This is a genomic window from Enterococcus sp. DIV0800, assembly GCF_050559735.1.
Lineage (GTDB): Bacteria > Bacillota > Bacilli > Lactobacillales > Enterococcaceae > Enterococcus_A > Enterococcus_A devriesei.
Genome location: NZ_CP187898.1, coordinates 2,334,858 through 2,352,389, shown reverse-complemented (window position 1 = coordinate 2,352,389; position 17,532 = coordinate 2,334,858). Strand labels below are relative to the sequence as shown.

Annotated in this window: 18 protein-coding genes; 10 read left to right on the top strand and 8 right to left on the bottom strand. The window is 41.9% G+C overall.

Annotation, left to right across the window (positions count from 1 at the left end; all coding sequences use genetic code 11):
- Nucleotides 1-139: 139 nt before the first annotated feature.
- Complete coding sequence (locus IGI54_RS11345; protein WP_071862657.1) at nt 140-709, bottom strand: glycerol-3-phosphate responsive antiterminator; 570 nt, start codon at nt 707-709, stop codon at nt 140-142.
- Between the two features lie 155 nt (nt 710-864).
- The gene (locus IGI54_RS11340) at nt 865-1,629 is read right to left on the bottom strand and encodes a DeoR/GlpR family DNA-binding transcription regulator (protein ID WP_216430520.1); all 765 of its coding nucleotides are present in this window, start codon (nt 1,627-1,629) and stop codon (nt 865-867) included.
- A gap of 195 nt (nt 1,630-1,824) precedes the next feature.
- On the opposite strand from IGI54_RS11340, the gene ulaG reads away from it, so the two are divergent.
- The 7 genes from ulaG (at nt 1,825) to IGI54_RS11305 (ending at nt 7,487) form a co-directional block, all read left to right on the top strand.
- Complete coding sequence (gene ulaG, locus IGI54_RS11335; protein ID WP_430620749.1) at nt 1,825-2,892, top strand: L-ascorbate 6-phosphate lactonase; 1,068 nt, start codon at nt 1,825-1,827, stop codon at nt 2,890-2,892.
- 18 nt (nt 2,893-2,910) lie between these two features.
- Complete coding sequence (locus IGI54_RS11330) at nt 2,911-3,375, top strand: PTS sugar transporter subunit IIA (protein WP_216430522.1); 465 nt, start codon at nt 2,911-2,913, stop codon at nt 3,373-3,375.
- Between the two features lie 72 nt (nt 3,376-3,447).
- Nucleotides 3,448-4,935, top strand: a complete 1,488-nt coding sequence (locus IGI54_RS11325; RefSeq protein ID WP_216430523.1) for a PTS ascorbate transporter subunit IIC — start codon at nt 3,448-3,450, stop codon at nt 4,933-4,935.
- A 29-nt stretch (nt 4,936-4,964) separates the two neighbouring features.
- Entirely contained in the window at nt 4,965-5,267 is a 303-nt protein-coding gene (locus IGI54_RS11320; protein WP_430620748.1) for a PTS sugar transporter subunit IIB, read from the top strand.
- A 12-nt stretch (nt 5,268-5,279) separates the two neighbouring features.
- Nucleotides 5,280-5,921, top strand: a complete 642-nt coding sequence (locus IGI54_RS11315) for a 3-keto-L-gulonate-6-phosphate decarboxylase UlaD (protein ID WP_430620747.1) — start codon at nt 5,280-5,282, stop codon at nt 5,919-5,921.
- A 2-nt stretch (nt 5,922-5,923) separates the two neighbouring features.
- Nucleotides 5,924-6,784 (top strand): L-ribulose-5-phosphate 3-epimerase, encoded by an 861-nt coding sequence (locus IGI54_RS11310; RefSeq protein WP_216430526.1) that lies wholly within the window; start codon nt 5,924-5,926, stop codon nt 6,782-6,784.
- On the top strand, nt 6,774-7,487 hold the full coding sequence (locus IGI54_RS11305; RefSeq protein ID WP_430620746.1) for an L-ribulose-5-phosphate 4-epimerase: 714 nt from the start codon (nt 6,774-6,776) through the stop codon (nt 7,485-7,487). The genes IGI54_RS11310 and IGI54_RS11305 overlap by 11 nt, the downstream gene beginning before the upstream one ends.
- A 46-nt stretch (nt 7,488-7,533) precedes the next feature.
- On the opposite strand, the gene IGI54_RS11300 is transcribed toward IGI54_RS11305, so the two are convergent.
- Both IGI54_RS11300 and IGI54_RS11295 read right to left on the bottom strand, forming a co-directional pair.
- Entirely contained in the window at nt 7,534-8,190 is a 657-nt protein-coding gene (locus IGI54_RS11300) for a YoaK family protein (protein ID WP_430620745.1), read from the bottom strand.
- 65 nt (nt 8,191-8,255) lie between these two features.
- Nucleotides 8,256-9,008, bottom strand: coding sequence for a MurR/RpiR family transcriptional regulator (locus IGI54_RS11295; RefSeq protein ID WP_216430528.1), 753 nt, complete (start codon nt 9,006-9,008; stop codon nt 8,256-8,258).
- A gap of 136 nt (nt 9,009-9,144) precedes the next feature.
- Here IGI54_RS11295 and IGI54_RS11290 point away from each other — a divergent pair, with 136 nt between their 5' ends.
- Both IGI54_RS11290 and IGI54_RS11285 read left to right on the top strand, forming a co-directional pair.
- Nucleotides 9,145-10,530 (top strand): glycoside hydrolase family 1 protein, encoded by a 1,386-nt coding sequence (locus IGI54_RS11290; RefSeq protein ID WP_430620744.1) that lies wholly within the window; start codon nt 9,145-9,147, stop codon nt 10,528-10,530.
- Nucleotides 10,531-10,543: 13 nt separating this feature from the next.
- A complete protein-coding gene (locus IGI54_RS11285) occupies nt 10,544-11,881 on the top strand; it encodes a PTS sugar transporter subunit IIC (RefSeq protein ID WP_071862660.1) in 1,338 nt (445 codons plus the stop codon).
- Nucleotides 11,882-12,060: 179 nt separating this feature from the next.
- On the opposite strand, the gene IGI54_RS11280 is transcribed toward IGI54_RS11285, so the two are convergent.
- On the bottom strand, nt 12,061-12,606 hold the full coding sequence (locus IGI54_RS11280) for a TetR/AcrR family transcriptional regulator (protein WP_430620743.1): 546 nt from the start codon (nt 12,604-12,606) through the stop codon (nt 12,061-12,063).
- Between the two features lie 128 nt (nt 12,607-12,734).
- Between IGI54_RS11280 and IGI54_RS11275 the strand changes: the two genes are divergently transcribed.
- Entirely contained in the window at nt 12,735-13,586 is an 852-nt protein-coding gene (locus IGI54_RS11275) for a hypothetical protein (RefSeq protein WP_430620742.1), read from the top strand.
- Between the two features lie 165 nt (nt 13,587-13,751).
- Here IGI54_RS11275 and IGI54_RS11270 read toward each other — a convergent pair whose 3' ends face one another.
- Genes IGI54_RS11270 through IGI54_RS11260 form a run of 3 tightly spaced genes read right to left on the bottom strand, consistent with a single transcriptional unit; the run spans nt 13,752 to nt 17,515 of the window.
- Nucleotides 13,752-15,413 carry an amino acid ABC transporter ATP-binding/permease protein gene (locus IGI54_RS11270; RefSeq protein ID WP_430620741.1) on the bottom strand — a complete coding sequence of 554 codons (1,662 nt, stop codon included), beginning with the start codon at nt 15,411-15,413 and terminating at the stop codon, nt 13,752-13,754.
- Entirely contained in the window at nt 15,403-17,130 is a 1,728-nt protein-coding gene (locus IGI54_RS11265) for an ABC transporter ATP-binding protein/permease (protein ID WP_430620740.1), read from the bottom strand. Before IGI54_RS11265 ends, IGI54_RS11270 begins: the two co-directional genes overlap by 11 nt.
- Entirely contained in the window at nt 17,123-17,515 is a 393-nt protein-coding gene (locus IGI54_RS11260; RefSeq protein WP_430620739.1) for a YbaN family protein, read from the bottom strand. Before IGI54_RS11260 ends, IGI54_RS11265 begins: the two co-directional genes overlap by 8 nt.
- Between the last annotated feature and the right edge of the window lie 17 nt (nt 17,516-17,532).

Sequence of the window (17,532 nt, the reverse complement as noted above, 5' to 3'; positions counted from 1 at the left end):
TCTAACTCTAGTCACACAAAAAAAGAGTATAAGAAACAGACGCCAATGTTTGTTGACGTTTGTTGCTATACTCTTTTTTAATCTCTAGCACGTATTTAATTACCTGTATTATAACACCATTAATCCTTTACAACAATCTTTAAATCGACCAGACTTGGCTATCCGTAGTGGAAACTGCTAAACTGCCCGCTCCTAGCGCGCCTAAGACATCTTCTTTATCATGGATCAGGCCGCCAACGATCAAAGGTTTGCGGGACTGCTTCACTAAACCTTTGATGATTTTAGGCGAAACATTGGGTAAAACTTCCACCAGATCTGCCTCTGTTTGTAACAGCTGACGCTCCACATTGGTCAAGGCAGAGGAGTCCAGTAAAAAGAAACGCTGGATCGCTAATAGCTGATGGCGTTTCGCATAACGCACGATGGCGGATTTTGTTGAGATAATGCCGTCAAAAGCAGTCTTTTGCTTAATATAATCAATCGCCATTTCATCAGACGATAAGCCTTTCACGAGATCGGCGTGAAGAATCGCGATTTTGCCGCTTTGCTTGATTTTTTCTGAGAGCTCCGCCAGCTGCATCAAGTGGGACTGTAGGACAAAAATAACTTCCACTTCGGTCAGTAAGGCTGCTGTCAATTCTTCCTCGCTCTTAATCGCGGCGATTACTGGTGCAACCTCTAATTTTTGATATAAGTCATGAGTATTCATCGCTAAACTCCTTGGTTTTATCATTAAGTCCGTCATTCTATCTTATTATTTTACCACGGAAGAATCTCTAGGAACGCTTATAAAAAGAGAATAATGATTATTTTGTTCAAGGAGTGGTCCTTAAGAATAGATAGCTGATCTATTCAGCATAAAGTTTAGTCAACTTGAATGATCTGAACACCCATTTTTGCGATCTCATTTAAAGTTTCGGCAGAGCTGAATTGATCTGTAATCAAATAGTCGAAGACAGAAATATCAGCGATCTTAAATTTAGAAGTCAATCCGATCTTGCGGTAATCTGCGACCAATATTTTGCACTTAATGGTTTGGTCGATCATCAGCTCATTGATTTTTGCTTCATTTAGAATTTTAGTCGTGACGCCGCTCTCAAGGCTGACACCGCTGCAGCCGATCACGCAAACGTCGGCGTTCATTGAAGAAATCGTACCGAGAGCGATGTCACCGACTAAAGCTTCCTTTGGAAAACGCATCTCGCCGCCAGTCAAGATATAGTTGCAATTGTCTTTTCGCGGTGAGCCGTTGACCTTCAAATTATTTGTGACGATCGTCAAATAATCCGAGTGTAGAAAATCAATGACTTGCAAAGCGGTAGAGCTGGAATTAATAAACACTGTATCGTAATCGCTTACATAATTACTAGCTTCTCTGGCAATCAATTGTTTGATCCGGGTGGGTCCCGATTGATCAAAATCCATTTTGTTTTGATAATTGTAAAGACAGTAGCCATATTTACGAATGATATCATTTTTTTCTTCTAATAGATTCAAGTCTCTTCTAATAGTACTGAGAGAGACATTTAAGGCGTCCGATAATTCAAGTGTCGTCATCCGCTCATTGCTTTGCAGGATATCAAGGATGTCTTTATGACGCTTGTTGATCGTTTCGATAGAATTTTTCAATTGCTTTCCTCCTGACTAAAGAGTTCTTAAAAAGGCTCCTTGTTCTTATATGAGTCATTATACAAAGAAAATCATAACAAAAGCAAAGAAAGTCATATAAAGTTCAAAGAGTCATATAAAAGGGTTTTCATAACGTTGTTTACGAATTATGATTTAAGTGTAGATCATATCAAAATCATGTGAGGAGAAAAATAAATGAGCAATCACGTTAATGAAGTAACCAAAGAAAGCTGGGTATTATCAACGTTTCCTGAATGGGGAACCTATTTAAACGAAGAGATCGAGACAGAACAAGTACAAGAAGGCACCTTCGCCATGTGGTGGTTAGGTTGTACGGGGATTTGGTTGAAGAGTCATGAAGGTACAAATATTTTATGCGACCTATGGTGTGGCACCGGCAAACGCAGTCATGGAAACGGCATGATGAAAAAAGGCCATCAAATGATGCGCATGAGCGGCGTCCAAAAAATGCAGCCGAATTTACGGACGCAGCCTTTTGTGATTGATCCCTTTGAAGTCAAAAATGTAGACGCGCTAGTCGTCACTCATATCCATTCGGATCATTTAGACATCAACACGGCGGCGGCGGTTCATCAAAATTGTCCGGAAGCAAAATTTGTCGGGCCAAAAGAGGTTGTCGCGACTTGGTTGAAATGGGGCATCCCAGAAGAAAAAACGATTATCGTCAAACCGGGAGATGAAGTAAAAATCAAAGACATCAACGTGGTTGCGTTAGAAGCCTTTGACCGGACAGCGTTAGTGACTTGTGAAGATCCAGAAGTTACTTTAAAAGGAAAACTGCCGCAAGACATGGACGAGATCGCGGTCAATTATTTATTCGAAACATCCGGTGGAAATCTTTATCATGCAGGGGATTCTCATTATTCCAACATGTTCGCAAAACATGGAAACGAGCATAAAATCGATGTTTGTTTAGGCGCTTATGGGGAAAATCCTCGTGGTATCACGGATAAAGTTACTTCTGTCGATATGCTGCGAATGGCGGAATCATTAAACGCTAATGTGGTGATTCCGGTTCACTATGATATTTGGGCGAACTTCATGGCTGATCCGAAAGAAATCACGGAGATTTGGAAATTCAAAAAAGATCGTTTGCAGTATGATTTTAAACCTTATATTTGGCAAGTCGGTGGAAAATTCACTTATCCAACCAATAAGGATGATTTAGAATTTAATTTCTATCGTGGCTTTGATGATGCTTTTTCCGTTGAAAATGATACGCCGTTCCCATCATTCTTATAAGAAGCGAGGTAAAGCAAGATGTTAAAGTATTTTTTCGATAATGACTTAGTGCGCTACTCAGACAAAGAGCTGACGGACTGGAAAGACGCCATCAGCGAAAGCTGCCAATTATTAATGGAGAAAAAAATCATTGACCAGAAGTATGTAGATGAAATCATCCGCTGTGTTGAAGAGCACGGTCCTTATATCGTGATTGTTCCGGAAGTCGCGATGCCTCATTCGTCAGAAGAGAGCGAAGGCGTTTTTGGAACCGCGATCTCCTTTACTAAGATGAAACAGCCAGTCGTCTTTGACACCCAGGAAGAAGATGAAGAAAAGTCAGCAATTCTATTCTTCACTTTAGCTGCGAAAAATGCGGAAGAGCATATGGAAAATATTCAAAATCTATCAGAGCTGTTAATGACTGAGGGGTTGATCGAAAGCTTGGTTGCGACCAATTCGATCGAAGACTATCAAATGGTGATGGCGCAATACAATTTATAGCATCTGCTGTTTACTAATCCGCTAGGCGGGTTAGTAAACGGTTCACCTTAGGAAAATTAGGAGGAAAAATTAATGGGTGACTTTTTATTAAGTATTTGGACTTATTTTGCCACGAATATTTTGACGCAGCCAGCCTATCTCATTGGTTTCATCGTTTTACTAGGTTACATCCTTTTGAAACGACCAATTTATGAATGTATCGCAGGATTCTTAAAAGCAACGGTCGGCTATTTTATTTTGTCCGTAGGTTCTGGCGGATTAGTCAACAACTTCCGACCGATCTTAGTTGGTTTGAAGGAACGCTTTAATTTAGACGCGATGGTGACTGATCCTTACTTTGGTCAAAATGCGGTAGATGCTGGTTTAATGAAAACCTTTGGCCGGACTTTTGGTGATGTGATGATTCTATTATTGATCGCCTTTATCATGAATATTTTATTGGTTCGTTTCCAAAAATATACGAAGTTGCGTTCGGTCTTTACGACTGGGAATGTCCAAATCCAACAAGCGGCGACAGCATTCTGGATCTTACTATTCTGTTTTCCAGATTTAGGTCGCGTTGAAGTGTTGGTATTCATGGGCTTGATCTTGGGCTGTTATTGGGCAGTTGCCTCAAACTTGACGGTGGGAATCGCGCAGGAACTGACAGAGGGCGCCGGCTTTGCGGTCGCTCACCAACAAATGTTTGGTATTTTTATCTTTGCCAAGCTAGCTGAGTTTATGAAAAAACGGGACGAAAGAAAAAATAAATCAGAAAAAGTCGATAAAAAATTGGAAGACATCGAATTACCAGGCTTCCTGTCGATCTTTAACGAAAATATGGTAGCGACTTCACTATTGATGCTCTTCTTCTTTGGGATCATCCTGTTAGTCTTAGGAAAAGACTATTTGATCCAAGCGGAATTTATGGTAGAAGGCCAGAGCTTCTTGTTTTACATCTTAACGACTTCATTGAATTTCGCGGTCTACTTAGCAATCTTACAATTAGGTGTGCGGACCTTCGTAGATGAATTGACGCAATCCTTCCAAGGAATCTCCAATACGATCTTGCCAGGGGCAGTACCGGGGATCGATGTTGCGGCGACCTTCGGCTTTGGTTCACCCAATGCAGTGACGATCGGTTTCTTATTCGGAGCGTTAGGCCAGTTCTTAATGATCGGCTTGTTGATCTTATTGAAATCACCAACCATTGTTATCGCCGGCTTCATTCCGCTATTTTTCGACAATGCGGTCATCGCCGTCTTTGCCAATAACCGCGGCGGTTTTAAAGCAGCCTGTTTATTCCCGTTTCTTTCCGGGATCATTCAAGTTGGTGGTTCAGCGTTATTCGCAACGTGGATCGGTTTATCGCAATTTGGTGGCTACTTAGGAATGTTCGACTGGGCAACGGCTTGGCCGCTGTTCACAGTAATCATGAAAGTTCTAGGCTATGTCGGTGTCGCGGTTGTTGTAATTGGTTTGTTGATCATTCCGCAATTGCAATATCGTAAAAATCCAGAAGGCTACTTTATGATTGTTGATGACTATGAACAATATGCAGAAAAATTTTTAAATGACTAATCAATTATAAAAATTAGGAGGAATACAAAATGAGAATTTTAGTATCGTGTGCGAATGGATCAGGAACCAGTTTAATGATGATGAGAAGTGTTGAAAAGGCGATGAAGGAATTGAATGTTCCGATTACGAAAATTCATCATTGTGCGATCTCAGAAGGAAAAAGCTCCGCGACTCAGTATGACGTGGTATTTACCCCGATGAATTTTTTAAATATGTTCACGCAAGCAGAGAAAAAAGGGATTACGGTGATTGGTATCAAAAATGTGATGTCGGCCAAAGAAATCGGTGAAAAATTTGCCGAATCTGAATTGTATCAAAAAATCAGCAAGTAGAAGGAGTACATTATGAGCAGACCTAATTTACAAATCGCCTTAGACCATAATGATTTAGAGCACGCATTAGCGGACGTTTTCAAAGTTGGCGAAGTCGTTGATATTTTGGAAGTTGGAACGATCCTGTGCTTGCAAGAAGGACAAAAAGCCATTCGTTGTGTTCGAGGCATGTTTCCTAATAAAACAGTCGTAGCTGATACAAAATGCGCCGATGCTGGCGGAACAGTAGCTAAAAATGTGGCGGATGCCGGCGCGGATTTTATGACAGTAATCTGTTGCGCGACGATTCCAACAATGGAAGCCGCCAAAAAAGAAGTCAAAGAGTTGCAAGTCGAGCTATACGGTGATTGGACCTATGAGCAAGCGAAGGCTTGGCGGGAGATTGGTATCAAACAAGCAATCTATCACCAAAGCCGCGATGCCCTATTATCAGGTGAGACTTGGGGTGAGAAAGACCTGTCAAAAGTCAAAAAATTGATTGAGATGGGCTTCAATGTTTCTGTGACGGGGGGACTTGATGTTGATACGTTGAAATTATTTGAAGGAATCGATGTCTATACCTTCATCACGGGCCGCGGCATTACTGCTGCTGAAGATCCAGTCAAAGCAGCCGAAGCCTTTAAAGATGAGATTATCCGTATCTGGGGGCAATAATCATGGTACAAATCGGAATCTACGAAAAAGCGTTGCCCCAAGGAATCACTTGGGCTGAGCGTTTTAGTTTAACGCAGGAGCTGGGTTTTGATTTCATTGAAATGTCGATTGATGAGACAGACGAGCGGCTTGCTCGTCTGGATTGGACCGATGAACAAATCGCTCAGTTGCGTGAAGAAATGTTTGCGACAAATGTCCGGATCAACTCAATTTGCTTAAGCGGGCATCGGCGATTTCCTTTTGGTTCGACAGATCCTGAAAAGCAAAAAACAGCGCAGAAAATTATGAGTAAAGCGATTCGCTTCGCCCATAAATTAAGTATCAAGGTCATTCAAGTCGCGGGCTATGATGTGTATTATGAAAAGAAATCGATTACGTCTCGCGAAGCTTTTATCCAGGGGATGAAGGCCAGTGTCAAAGAAGCGTCTACTTATGGCATCATGTTGTCTGTTGAGATCATGGATGACCCATTCATGAACTCCATTACGAAATTTTTGGAGATCAAGCGACAGATCCATTCGCCGTATTTGCAAGTCTATCCTGATTTAGGCAATCTATCGGCTTGGCCGGAAAACAATCCTGCGTTGGAATTAGAGCGGGGCATTGATTGTATTACCTCGATCCATTTAAAAGATACGTATCCAGTGACCGACGAATCTGCTGGTCAATTTCGCGATGTACCTTTTGGAGAGGGCTGTGTCGATTTCCTAGGCTTACTGAAAAACTTAAAACGCTTGGATTACGATGGAACGTTCTTGATCGAAATGTGGAGCGAAAAGAGTCAAGATTTCAGGCAAGATATCCAAGCAGCCAAAGAATATCTTTATCCTAAATTAAAGGAGGCGGGCTATGATGTCGCGTGAACAAATCATCGAAGAAATGAAGCAGCGAGTATTTGCAGCGAATTTGGAACTGCCCCAATATGGATTAGTTAAGCTGACTTGGGGCAATGTCAGCGAGATCAATCGTGAGCTGGGAGTGATCGTGATCAAGCCTAGCGGAGTGAAATACGAAAATATGCAGGCCGAGCAAATGGTGGTGACAGATTTAGCTGGCAAAGTACTAGACGCAGACAGCATGAATCCTTCGTCAGATCTGCCAACCCATGTGGTTTTGTATCAGGCCTTTGATTCGATTACTTCGATCGTCCATACGCACTCCACCAATTCGGTGATGTGGGCGCAAGCCGGTCGGGATCTGCCAGCTTATGGCACGACTCATGCCGACGCGTTTTATGGAACTGTGCCTTGTACGCGGCAACTGACGGAAGCAGAAGTTTGCGAAGCCTATGAAATCAATACTGGACAGGTGATCGTTGAGACCTTCAAGGAAAGAAAGATTCAGGCAGAGGAAGTGCCGGGGGTCCTGGTCTATGGACATGGTCCCTTTACATGGGGCGCTTCACCGATGAAAGCAGTAGAGAACAGTTTGATTTTAGATGAGATCTGCTTGATGGCGAAGGAAAATGAACAGATCAATCCAAAAATCACGGCAATTCCACAATACTTACTAGACAAGCATTATTTCAGAAAACACGGAGCCGCAGCCTATTACGGGCAAGGTTAAAAAAAGAAGGTGTTGGGACATTTGAATGTCTCAACACCTTCTTTTTTTAACGCAACGCCCGCCGATCCTTCACTAATAAAAAGAGTGCGACCGCGATAAAAATCAGACTGAAAAAAATCGTCCGTTCGTGAAAATAAGTCGCTAAAAAGCCATTTAACAATGCGCCACTTAAAAAACTGCCAAGAATGATCAAAGTGTCTTTAAAGGCTTCACGCTTTTCTGATTGATGATTCAAATAGCCTTCAAAAAAATTCGTAGCTAAATTTTTTAGATTGCCGGTCATCATCAAGGAAGTAAAGGGGCGGCCTTTTAATTTTTGAAATTCTTGCAATTGAGTCGCTGCCGCAATGGAAAGCAGAGCATTAGCCAATAAATTTGGCATAGTCGGTGAAAAGAAGCCAACAAGTAGCAGCAAGAGAAACTCAAAACTCAAAAACCAAAGTTGCTGGTTCTTGCTTATTTTCGTTTGTAGAAAACGGGCCAATAAAGCACCAAAGGCAAACGCAAAAATCGGAATCAAATAATGGCTCAAAGCACTCCATTGGCCTTGTCCTAGATTGACTCCCAATAAAATAAAATTCCCTGTTTGCAGTCCCGCGAAGACTTCGCCATGCACGAGATACGTATAGGCGTCTAATCCGCCAGCGGTTGCTGCTAAAACCATTCCAAATTCTAAACGTTCATGGATTTTTTCTTCCATCATCGTGCACCTCGTTTCAAAAAAAGTGTACGCCAAAACAAATAAAATCCCAAAGAAAACGTCTTTTATTACAGATCAATCGTGATCTCCAGTTCAGCAATCAAGCGCTCGATGATCAGCATGGTGGGAAGCTGCGAGCTAGTATCGAAATAGCCCAGCTTGCGATGTTCTTCATAGTTATGGACAAAAACCATGCGACTCATATGGGCCAAGGGGCTTTTAGGATTGCCCGTAATGGAAACGAGGTAATGATCTGGAAAAGCTTGAAAGTAGGTTAAAAGCTCTACGATATCAGAAGAGTTGCCAGAATTTGAGATAGCGATAATCAAATTGTCGCTGGTATTTCTGAGCCGATTGGCCAATGGATAATAAGGGTCAGTGACCGCAAAGCAATTGACGCCTAAGGTCATGATGCGGCGAGCGGCATATTCGGCCAAAATACCTGAAAGTCCAATCCCAATAAAAACGACATTTTCGCTTTCTACAATCTTACTAGCTAATGTGGGCATATTTTTTTCCATATCGGCTGAAAATTGATCTCGTTGCAATAACTGCAGTACGTTGCCGAAAAAATCACCGTCTATTTTTTTAGTGTTGGCCTGATTGTAGCGGCGCTTGATCTCGGTCCGAAAAGCCGGGAAACTGTCGAAACCGATCTTGTGAATGAAACGCATGACTGAGGCTGATGAAGTATGGGAGGCTTGCGCGACTTCTCGAACACGCATATAAGGGATCTTTTCTAAATTAGTCATAATAAAATTGTAAATAGCCAGTTCTGTTTGTGATAAATCATCAGAATTGATACTCGTTAACAGACTCATAATTTTCCTCCTAATGGAACGCAGTGTTTCAAGTGTGGAACAAAAACCAACTTGATGAATCCGGTTACACAATCTCTTAGATTGGTATCTTTTTAGATTATAGCATGATAATTTTATTGCGAGGAGGAGAACAGACATGAAAAAGAATGATTTTTTATGGGGTGCGGCTACTAGCGCGTATCAAGTAGAAGGTGGATGGAATGAGGACGGAAAAGGCCTATCTGTCCAAGATATAAAAAAATTACCAGAAAATACTTCTGATTTTAAAGTATCATCAGATCACTATCATCGCTTTAAAGAAGATATCGCCTTATTTAAAGAGTTGGGATTAAAGGCTTACCGTCTGTCGATTGCTTGGACACGTATCGTTCCAAAAGGTTTCGGGGAGGTTAATCAAGCGGGCTTAGCCTTTTACGACCAACTGATTGATGAGTTGATCGCAGCGGGGATCGAACCAATCGTCACCGTTTATCATTTTGATTTGCCAGCGGCTTTAGAGAAGCAAGGCGGTTGGAATAATCGTCAAACCATCGATGCCTTCGCAGACTATTGTCACGTATTATTTGAACATTTCAATGGTCGGATCAAGTATTGGTTAACGATCAATGAGCAGAACATGATGGTGTTAGCTAGTTCGGCTGTTTTAGCCGGCAAGAAGACCAATCGGCAAAATTTCCAAGAGAATCATCATATGTTGGTGGCTCAAGCCAAGGTCATGAAGCTCTTCCATGACAATAATTATCAAGGCCAGATTGGACCGGCACCGAATATCGCCTATATTAATCCGGCGTCAGCAAAACCGGAGGATGTATTGGCGGCGCAAAACTTTAACGCGCTACGTAACTGGCTGTTTTTAGATGTTCCAGTCTATGGCCGTTATAATCATCAGGCAGTCAATATTTTAAAAAAGATCGATGCGATGCCGGAATTTGCTCCTGACGATGCGGAAATCTTACAAGCGGGGCGTTGCGATTTTATCGCCTTTAATTATTATAGTACCAATACAGTCAGTGCTTTTCATGAGGCGCAAGGGACTGATGGGGATCAGCAAGCCGGATTTTCATTGCCAAACTTTTTTGAAAGTCAATCCAATCCTTATTTGGAAGAAACGGAATTTGGTTGGGAAATTGATCCGATCGGATTTAAAACGACGATCCATGAATTATACAGCCGTTATCATTTACCGTTGATCGTAACCGAAAATGGCTTAGGCGGTCGTGATATAGTGGAGGATGGACAAGTCCACGACACGTATCGCATTGATTATTTAGCAAAACATGTCCAACAAATGGAAGAAGCGATTGAAGAGGGGGCCGATGTGTTTGGCTACTGCCCTTGGAGTGCGATCGATTTGATCAGTACCCACGAAGGCTTCCGAAAACGGTATGGCTTCGTTTATGTGAATCGCAGTGATTTTGACTTGAAGGATCTGAAACGAATCAAAAAGGACAGCTTTTATTGGTATCAAAAAATAATTCAGCAAAATGGTTCGCAAGCTGAAAAAATAAAGGGTTTAAAATGAAAGGAAGAGGAACATGAAGGGGCTTGAAATATTTTTAGATAAATTATTAGGACCTGTAGCCAACAAGATGGGACAAAGTAAATTTTTCTCAGCATTATCTGAAGCATTTATGCGGACGACGCCAATCACGTTAGGTGCGGCCTTCTTGATGCTGATCGGAAATTTTCCGATTCCAGCGTGGATCAATTGGCTGAAAAGTATCGGAATGGACGTGCATTTTACCGCCGTTGTGGGAGCGACGTTTAATGCCTTAGCATTGTATGTGGCCTTTAACTTCGCCTATGTTTATGTTCGTAAGAGCGGCGAGAACGGGTTGACGGCAGGATTGCTTTCAATGGCTTCATTTTTATTATTGGCACCACAAATCATGACAGTCCCAACATTGCAAAGCGCGGTCGCTAAATTCCCGGCGAAAGCAACAGTCACTGGGATTCAATCCGTGGAGGCCTTTCAAACAGCGCAAACCGGTGGACCGGGGCTGATCGTGGCGATTATCGTCGGCTTCTTGACCGGTGTGATGTTCTTGTTTTTCAAAAAGAAAAATTTGGTGGTCAAATTGCCTAGTACCGTTCCACCAAGTGTCAGTGAATCGTTGAATCCAACCTTTATAGCAGGTTTGATTTTCTCAGTCTTCTTTATTATTCGCGTAGGCTTGTCTTATACTGCTTTTGGCAATGTCTTTAATTTAATTTACGGTATCTTGCAAGCGCCATTAGAAGCATTGACTTCTTCACCGATCAGCATCATTATCATTTATACGTTGGCGAATCTGTTTTGGTTCTTTGGAATCCACCCAAGTGTCGTTTACGGTATCGTGACACCAATGCTTATGGCGAATTTTACGGCGAATACAAATGCCTACATCAGTACCGGGAAAGTCCCTTACTTGATGATGGCGATCATCTATATCTTTACTTCCAACGCTTTTGGCGGACAAGGGGGAACGTATGGATTGATCTTATCGATGATTCGAGCAAAATCGGCTCGCTACAAAGAGCTGTTCAAACTTGCAGCAGCACCGACCTTATTCAATATCAATGAACCAATCATCTTCGGGATGCCGATCATGTTGAATCCGATGTTTTTCTTACCAATGATCTTTGGACCGATTGTTCAAGGTGGGATCGCTTGGCTTGTCGCGATTGTCTTGAAAGTCGGTACATATAATGCGGCGATTCAAATGCCGTGGACATTACCGACACCGATTAATGCCTTCTTCTTAGGCGGCTGGAAATTCTTAGTGATTGCGATCGCCGTTATGGTTGGAAACTTCTTCTTATGGTATCCATTCTTCAGAGTAGCCGATAAAAAAGAAGTCGAAGCAGAAGCAAAGGCGAATATTGCGGCCTAATTTAAAAATAAAAAGGAGGTGTGACAAAAGTCTTGTCGCACCTCCTTTTTTCGAATAAACGGCGTTCCAGGCGTAGCCTCTTCGGAAATAAGCCAAATAATCTCAAAAAATATGAGAAGCTATTTTCCAATTATTCGACTTATTGCTATGAAACACAGCGATTGCTTCAGCAGAGCTTATTATGAAAAATAGGACGCCATTTTTGACAGACCTTCTTTGATTTCTTTTTTTGATGGGACGCGCTGCTTTTCTAAAATGAAATCAAAATTACTCATTGCTAAAGTAGTTAGAATATATTGACTAAATTCTTCTTTCGCCAGATGGAAAACGCGTGAATACGCTGTAGCGAATAGGTCGCGAAGCTTTACATTAAAGCTGTTAAGCCCAAAATTCAATTGTCGTAAGTGTTGGATTTCAAGGCGATTCTTTAGTAAGTAGCTCATGAGTTCAGCATTAAAATAATCGTAGCTGTCGAACCGGGAATCATACTGTTGTTGTGCGCTGCTTTCTTTTAGCACACGCTCAATGAAATCAATGTGTTGATCAATTAATTGCTCGGCCAGTTGGTAAGTATTTTCATAATGAGCATAAAAAGTCGTGCGATCAATCTTGCTCGCTTTCGCTAGCTTAGAGACAGAAATCTGTTCAAAAGGCATTTCGGCAAGCAATTTCATAAAATATATTTGCAGCATTTCATCGGTTCGTTCAAAACGTAAGTCTCCCATTATCTTCCTCCTAACAAATCTATTCTACACACTGTTGTATTAATCTACAAAGAAGAAATCTTAGTTGTAGATATTCGCTTATTCTCCCAGTAGTATAAAGCCAACAAATGAAAGTGGAGGTTTCCCAGATGAGTGATTATAAAATTAGCTTTAAAGTAGATGGTCGGATTGTTCCAGAAAAAGAAATACTAGAGATGGAGCTTAGTCGCTATCACCAAGTCTTTCATATTTTTGATAAAAAAAATATTCCAATCCATTTGGATGAGCAAGAAGTCTCCCTTAACGAGTTACTTCAGCTCCCATTAGATCAGGCGAAAATTGCCTTAGCTCAAACGCGTGAAGCGCTAGGAAAAGAACGAACGTTAGAACTTTTTGCTTCCGAAATTGAACGAGGAGATGCTATGTGGCATGAAATCGCTGGTTCTTCCGAAGCGGGTGTGAATATGCAAACAGCTTATGTAGAAGTAGAAACAGAAAATATTACGTTAGAGCAATTTATGATGTTCAACCAGCACCTAATGAAAGAAAACAATCTTTATTTACCTTCGACGATCCATCCTGAACACTATTATTTCGATGCCAATAGTAAAGGGGAACAAATTATTGTGGAGACGTTCGGAATGTACAAAGATCCTTCTTACTTAGATTTGAAACCGGGGAGTAAAGCGGATTATCCAGTACGACCTGCGCAAGATGTCGATCTGGTAATGGCGGGAAAGACCTATTTAGCAAATGATCATAGTGATGCAAAGATGTTAGGGATGCATCAATTATCTAAAACAGACAATGGAATGAAAGTAAAATTGGGGGTCTTCTTACCAGAAAATGCCCCAAAAGAAATTGCGGAAGGTCATAAGTGGCATTTGATGGTTGAGTTCAATAATGGGTTGCATATTGCGGCACAGCAACATCCTAACTTTTTTCAAAAAAAGGTGATGGATGTGGCATTGAATCGTATAAAAAAACAACAAGAAGAATAAAGCCGTTGTAAATACTAATTCAATAAGTTTAATTGATGACGTAAAGAAACTGTTTGGCACCTAACCATAGCGGTGTATGAAGGCTCAAAATTAATAGTAAAAAATAGAAAAAGTTCAAGATCTTTTTGCTAGAAAGATCTTGAACTTTTTTATGGCTTCAGGGGATTACTTACTTAATTTTCCTTGTTCTAAATGCAGTCGTTTTTCCGTAATCTTCAAGGTACTGTTGCGATGAGAAACGAGGATCATGGTTTTGTCCTGCAATCGTTCTTTGAAGGCGGCTAGGATAGCTTGCTCATTGACATAGTCAAGGTTGCTAGTCGGTTCGTCTAGCAGAATCAACGGCGCATCATAGACCAGTAAGCGGGCAAGTCCGATTCGTTGCCGTTCGCCATCAGAAATACTGCGAACCAGTTTGCTAAGCTCCGTTTGATAGCCTTCTGGCAATGAGCTGATCCAATCATGAACCGCCGCGGCTTTGGCGGCTTCTTCGATGGCTGCTTGGGAGACGCTTTCTCGCTTCAAAGAAATATTATTGGCGATCGTGTCTTCAAAGAGAAAGGTCGATTGTTCCATGACCCCTTCTAATTGATGGAGCGCTCCTTCGGAAAGTTGTGAAAGCTCCTGATTGTTAACGGTGATTTCCCCGCTGGCAGGGTCCCAATAGCGCATCAGTAATTTCAATAGCGTACTTTTGCCGCTGCCGCTTTCCCCGCTGATGCCAATGCTTTGGCCTTTTTTTAGTGCCAGAGAAATTTGATCCAGCACTTTTTTCTGCTGATTAGGATAAGAAAAGGACAGTTGTTCTGCCGTCAGCTGTTCCATTTCCGTGATTGTTTGGCTATTTTTATCAAACGTCACAAAGGGTTCTTCATGAACTAGTTGATACAGGCGCCGACCGCTAGAAAAAGTCGTCAATAGTGCATTGCCTAGATTGCCTAAGGCTAAGACTGGACCAAAAGAACTCAAGCTTAAAACAACGGAAAGAATGATCGTATTTGTTGGAAGGCCTTGCTTATTGCCAAAATAAAAGACGATCAACGTCGTTCCAACCACCACCGCTTCGCTGAAAAGCTGCAGCGTATTGCCTTGAAAAATGCGGCGTCGGTTTTGTTGATTTAATACTCGACTATCCGTGTTTAGTTTTGTCAGTCGTGTTTTTTCTAGCTGGAATTGGGCAATGTCTTTGATGCTATTGGCGTTTTCCATGATCGTCTGACTGACTGCGACAAAGGCTGTTTTATAGTCGTCACCGATTTGTTGATTTCTGCGGTAGCTGATGAAGGGAATGATGGCGCCAATCAAAAGCTGTCCCATCAATAACAGAAAAGCAAGTCCCAAGTCATAGCTGGCAAGAAAAAGAAAGGTCACAAGCATCGTTCCGATCGCGATAAAGACGGGCGAAATCGTATGAGCGAAAAAAACTTCTAAAGCTTCGACATCGGTTGAGATCGACGTAATCAAGTCGCCGCTGTTTTTTCCGGTTAAACGAGCCGGACCAATCTTCCGTAAGGCAGCGAAAATTTCTTCCCGAATATGGGCCAAAAGACGAAAGGCAATGTCATGGTTTTGATATTGTTCCAAATAACGAGCAACGCCCCGCAAGATGCCACAGGCAATCAATAAGCCAAGGATCAGGCTTAGATTGACCGCTGTGCCTGCAATCAAACGCAGCAAGGTCAAGGTACTGATGACAGGGATCGCCACGACGGCGAGGTTGCTGATGATCCCTAAAAAAATCGCTAAAGTCATCTTACCTTTGAAGGGCTGGGCAAAGGTCAGCAGCCAACGAATTAAGGTACGATCTTTCAAGGTATTATCTTTCATGGAGGCTTCCTCCTTCCAATTGCCGATTTTCTTCGGTGAAGTAGGCGTTGAAGTAAGCTGACGTTTGCTTCAGTTTTTGCGGCGTGCCGGTTTCAACGATTCTTCCATCTTTGAAGACATAGATCTGATCGGCGTCTAAAACATTATATAAACGATGGGAGACGAAAATTACGATGGCGTTTTTGGTCAAGCTTTTTAAGGTGTGTAAAATAATTTCTTCACTCTCAATATCCACGCCTGAAGTAATCTCATCGAAAATATAAAATTCAGCCGAAGTCGCCAAGGCGCGAGCTAAAATCAAGCGCTGGCGTTGTCCGCCAGATAAATTTTGACCGTTTTCTTCAAGCAGCGTATCTAATTGCTGAGGTAGTTGTCGAACAAAAGCCGCTAATTTTACTTGCTCTAACAATCCCCACAGCTCCCTGTCTGTTAACTGCGGATTGGCTAACAATAAATTTTCCCGAAGACTCGCAGCGTAAAGAAAATCTTTTGTATTCACTAATCGTCCTTTTTGAAATAATACCGTGTTGCTGAAGTTTTTTAAATCTGTGTTGTTCCATTGGATGATTCCTTGATAATCGTCCAGTTGATTCAAAAGTAATTGGGCCAAGGTGCTTTTGCCAGAGCCGGATTTTCCAACAAAGGCCGTAAAACTTCCTCTAGTTAGCTGTAAAGAAATATCCGTTAAGGACGGTGTGGGTTGTTTGGCGTAAGTGAAATCTAGCTTCTCGACGGTGATCGTGTTCAAGGTTTCTGGCCAAGTCGTGATCGTCCCGGCAGTCTTTTCTGGCAAGGCTAAATAATCAAAAATTTTGCTGCAAGAGCTGATACCGTTCATGGCGACATGGAATAGCGAACCTAATTGTCGCATCGGTAAGAAAAATTCAGCGCCGACTAAAATAAAAAGCAAGGTGCCATAAACAGATAATTGCTGTTGCTGAAAAGCGATCAAAGCCAGTCCGATTCCTAAGGCGGCACCGCTATAAGAAAAAATATCCATGATCGTAATGGAATTTAGCTGCATTGACAATAGGCTCATAGTGGCTTTACGAAATTTTTGTGCATCTTCCGCTAATTCTTGTTGTTTTGCCGCGTCTTGGTCGTAAGCTTTCAAGACGCTTAACGCACTGAGACTCTCGTGGAATCGTGTTCCTAGATTTGTGTAGTGATCCCAGTATTTTCCTAAAATTCGTTTGGCGATCTTCATCACCGCCATAATAGTCAGAGGAATGAAGGGAACACAGATCAGCATCGCTACCGCTGGCTGCCATGCCAGCTGGACTAAATAAAGGAATAAAAGCAATGAAGCTAACAGACAATAAAAAAGCTGCGGTAAAAAATGGGCATAATACATTTCTAGCTGTTCGATACCATCACCCGCATATTGTGCCAAGGTTGTAGCGGGAAGCTGATGAGTAGAGTTTCCTAAACGAAACGCTTTTTCCATTACTTTGGTTCGCAAAGCGATGCGCAATTCGGTGGAAGCCCGGTCGGTCAAATGGGCAGATAAACGAATCAAGCTTAATTTACCTAAGAGCGCCAACAAGATCTGTCCGAAAAGCAACTCCTTTACAGCTCCACCGGCTAAAACGGTACTTAATAACAACGCTAAGCTGCGCCAAATAAAAAGTGATAGTGCAAGGCTAATACAACGAATCACCACTTGTAAGAATAGCGTTTCCTTTTTGGCGATCGCAAATAGGCGGCGATCAATCATTTGGTTCCCCTGCCTTTACAGACGCCCGTTTGCCTCGTAAATACCACGTCAAGCCAATCACGTGAGCGAGATAGATAATCACTAAACAAATCCGCATCGGTGTGTTATCCACCAAAAGTCCGGGGATCATAAAGACGACTAAGATCATCAAAAACATTTTGACCATTCCGGCGTTAGTGATTTTCTTTTTGACGATGGGTTCCTCTACCGCACGCTGATAAAAGGAGGAGTGAATAAATTTATTGTAATATTTATCTGAACTGCGCAGCCAAAAGAACGCTGTCAGTAAATAAAAGACCGTTGTTGGTAAAAAAGGTAAAAAGATTCCTAGCGTTCCTAGCGCAAAAGTCATTGCGCCAAGTGTAAAATAAATGATTTTCTTCACATACATGACCACCTTTA

Bases quoted from the DNA above. Each gene is read 5' to 3' on its own strand.
- IGI54_RS11345 (WP_071862657.1), bottom strand. From the start codon at position 709: ATGAATACTCATGACTTATATCAAAAATTAGAGGTTGCACCAGTAATC.
- ulaG (WP_430620749.1), top strand. From the start codon at position 1,825: ATGAGCAATCACGTTAATGAAGTAACCAAAGAAAGCTGGGTATTATCA.
- IGI54_RS11330 (WP_216430522.1), top strand. From the start codon at position 2,911: ATGTTAAAGTATTTTTTCGATAATGACTTAGTGCGCTACTCAGACAAA.
- IGI54_RS11325 (WP_216430523.1), top strand. From the start codon at position 3,448: ATGGGTGACTTTTTATTAAGTATTTGGACTTATTTTGCCACGAATATT.
- IGI54_RS11320 (WP_430620748.1), top strand. From the start codon at position 4,965: ATGAGAATTTTAGTATCGTGTGCGAATGGATCAGGAACCAGTTTAATG.
- IGI54_RS11315 (WP_430620747.1), top strand. From the start codon at position 5,280: ATGAGCAGACCTAATTTACAAATCGCCTTAGACCATAATGATTTAGAG.
- IGI54_RS11310 (WP_216430526.1), top strand. From the start codon at position 5,924: ATGGTACAAATCGGAATCTACGAAAAAGCGTTGCCCCAAGGAATCACT.
- IGI54_RS11305 (WP_430620746.1), top strand. From the start codon at position 6,774: ATGTCGCGTGAACAAATCATCGAAGAAATGAAGCAGCGAGTATTTGCA.
- IGI54_RS11300 (WP_430620745.1), bottom strand. From the start codon at position 8,190: ATGATGGAAGAAAAAATCCATGAACGTTTAGAATTTGGAATGGTTTTA.
- IGI54_RS11295 (WP_216430528.1), bottom strand. From the start codon at position 9,008: ATGAGTCTGTTAACGAGTATCAATTCTGATGATTTATCACAAACAGAA.
- IGI54_RS11290 (WP_430620744.1), top strand. From the start codon at position 9,145: ATGAAAAAGAATGATTTTTTATGGGGTGCGGCTACTAGCGCGTATCAA.
- IGI54_RS11285 (WP_071862660.1), top strand. From the start codon at position 10,544: ATGAAGGGGCTTGAAATATTTTTAGATAAATTATTAGGACCTGTAGCC.
- IGI54_RS11280 (WP_430620743.1), bottom strand. From the start codon at position 12,606: ATGGGAGACTTACGTTTTGAACGAACCGATGAAATGCTGCAAATATAT.
- IGI54_RS11275 (WP_430620742.1), top strand. From the start codon at position 12,735: ATGAGTGATTATAAAATTAGCTTTAAAGTAGATGGTCGGATTGTTCCA.
- IGI54_RS11270 (WP_430620741.1), bottom strand. From the start codon at position 15,413: ATGAAAGATAATACCTTGAAAGATCGTACCTTAATTCGTTGGCTGCTG.
- IGI54_RS11265 (WP_430620740.1), bottom strand. From the start codon at position 17,130: ATGATTGATCGCCGCCTATTTGCGATCGCCAAAAAGGAAACGCTATTC.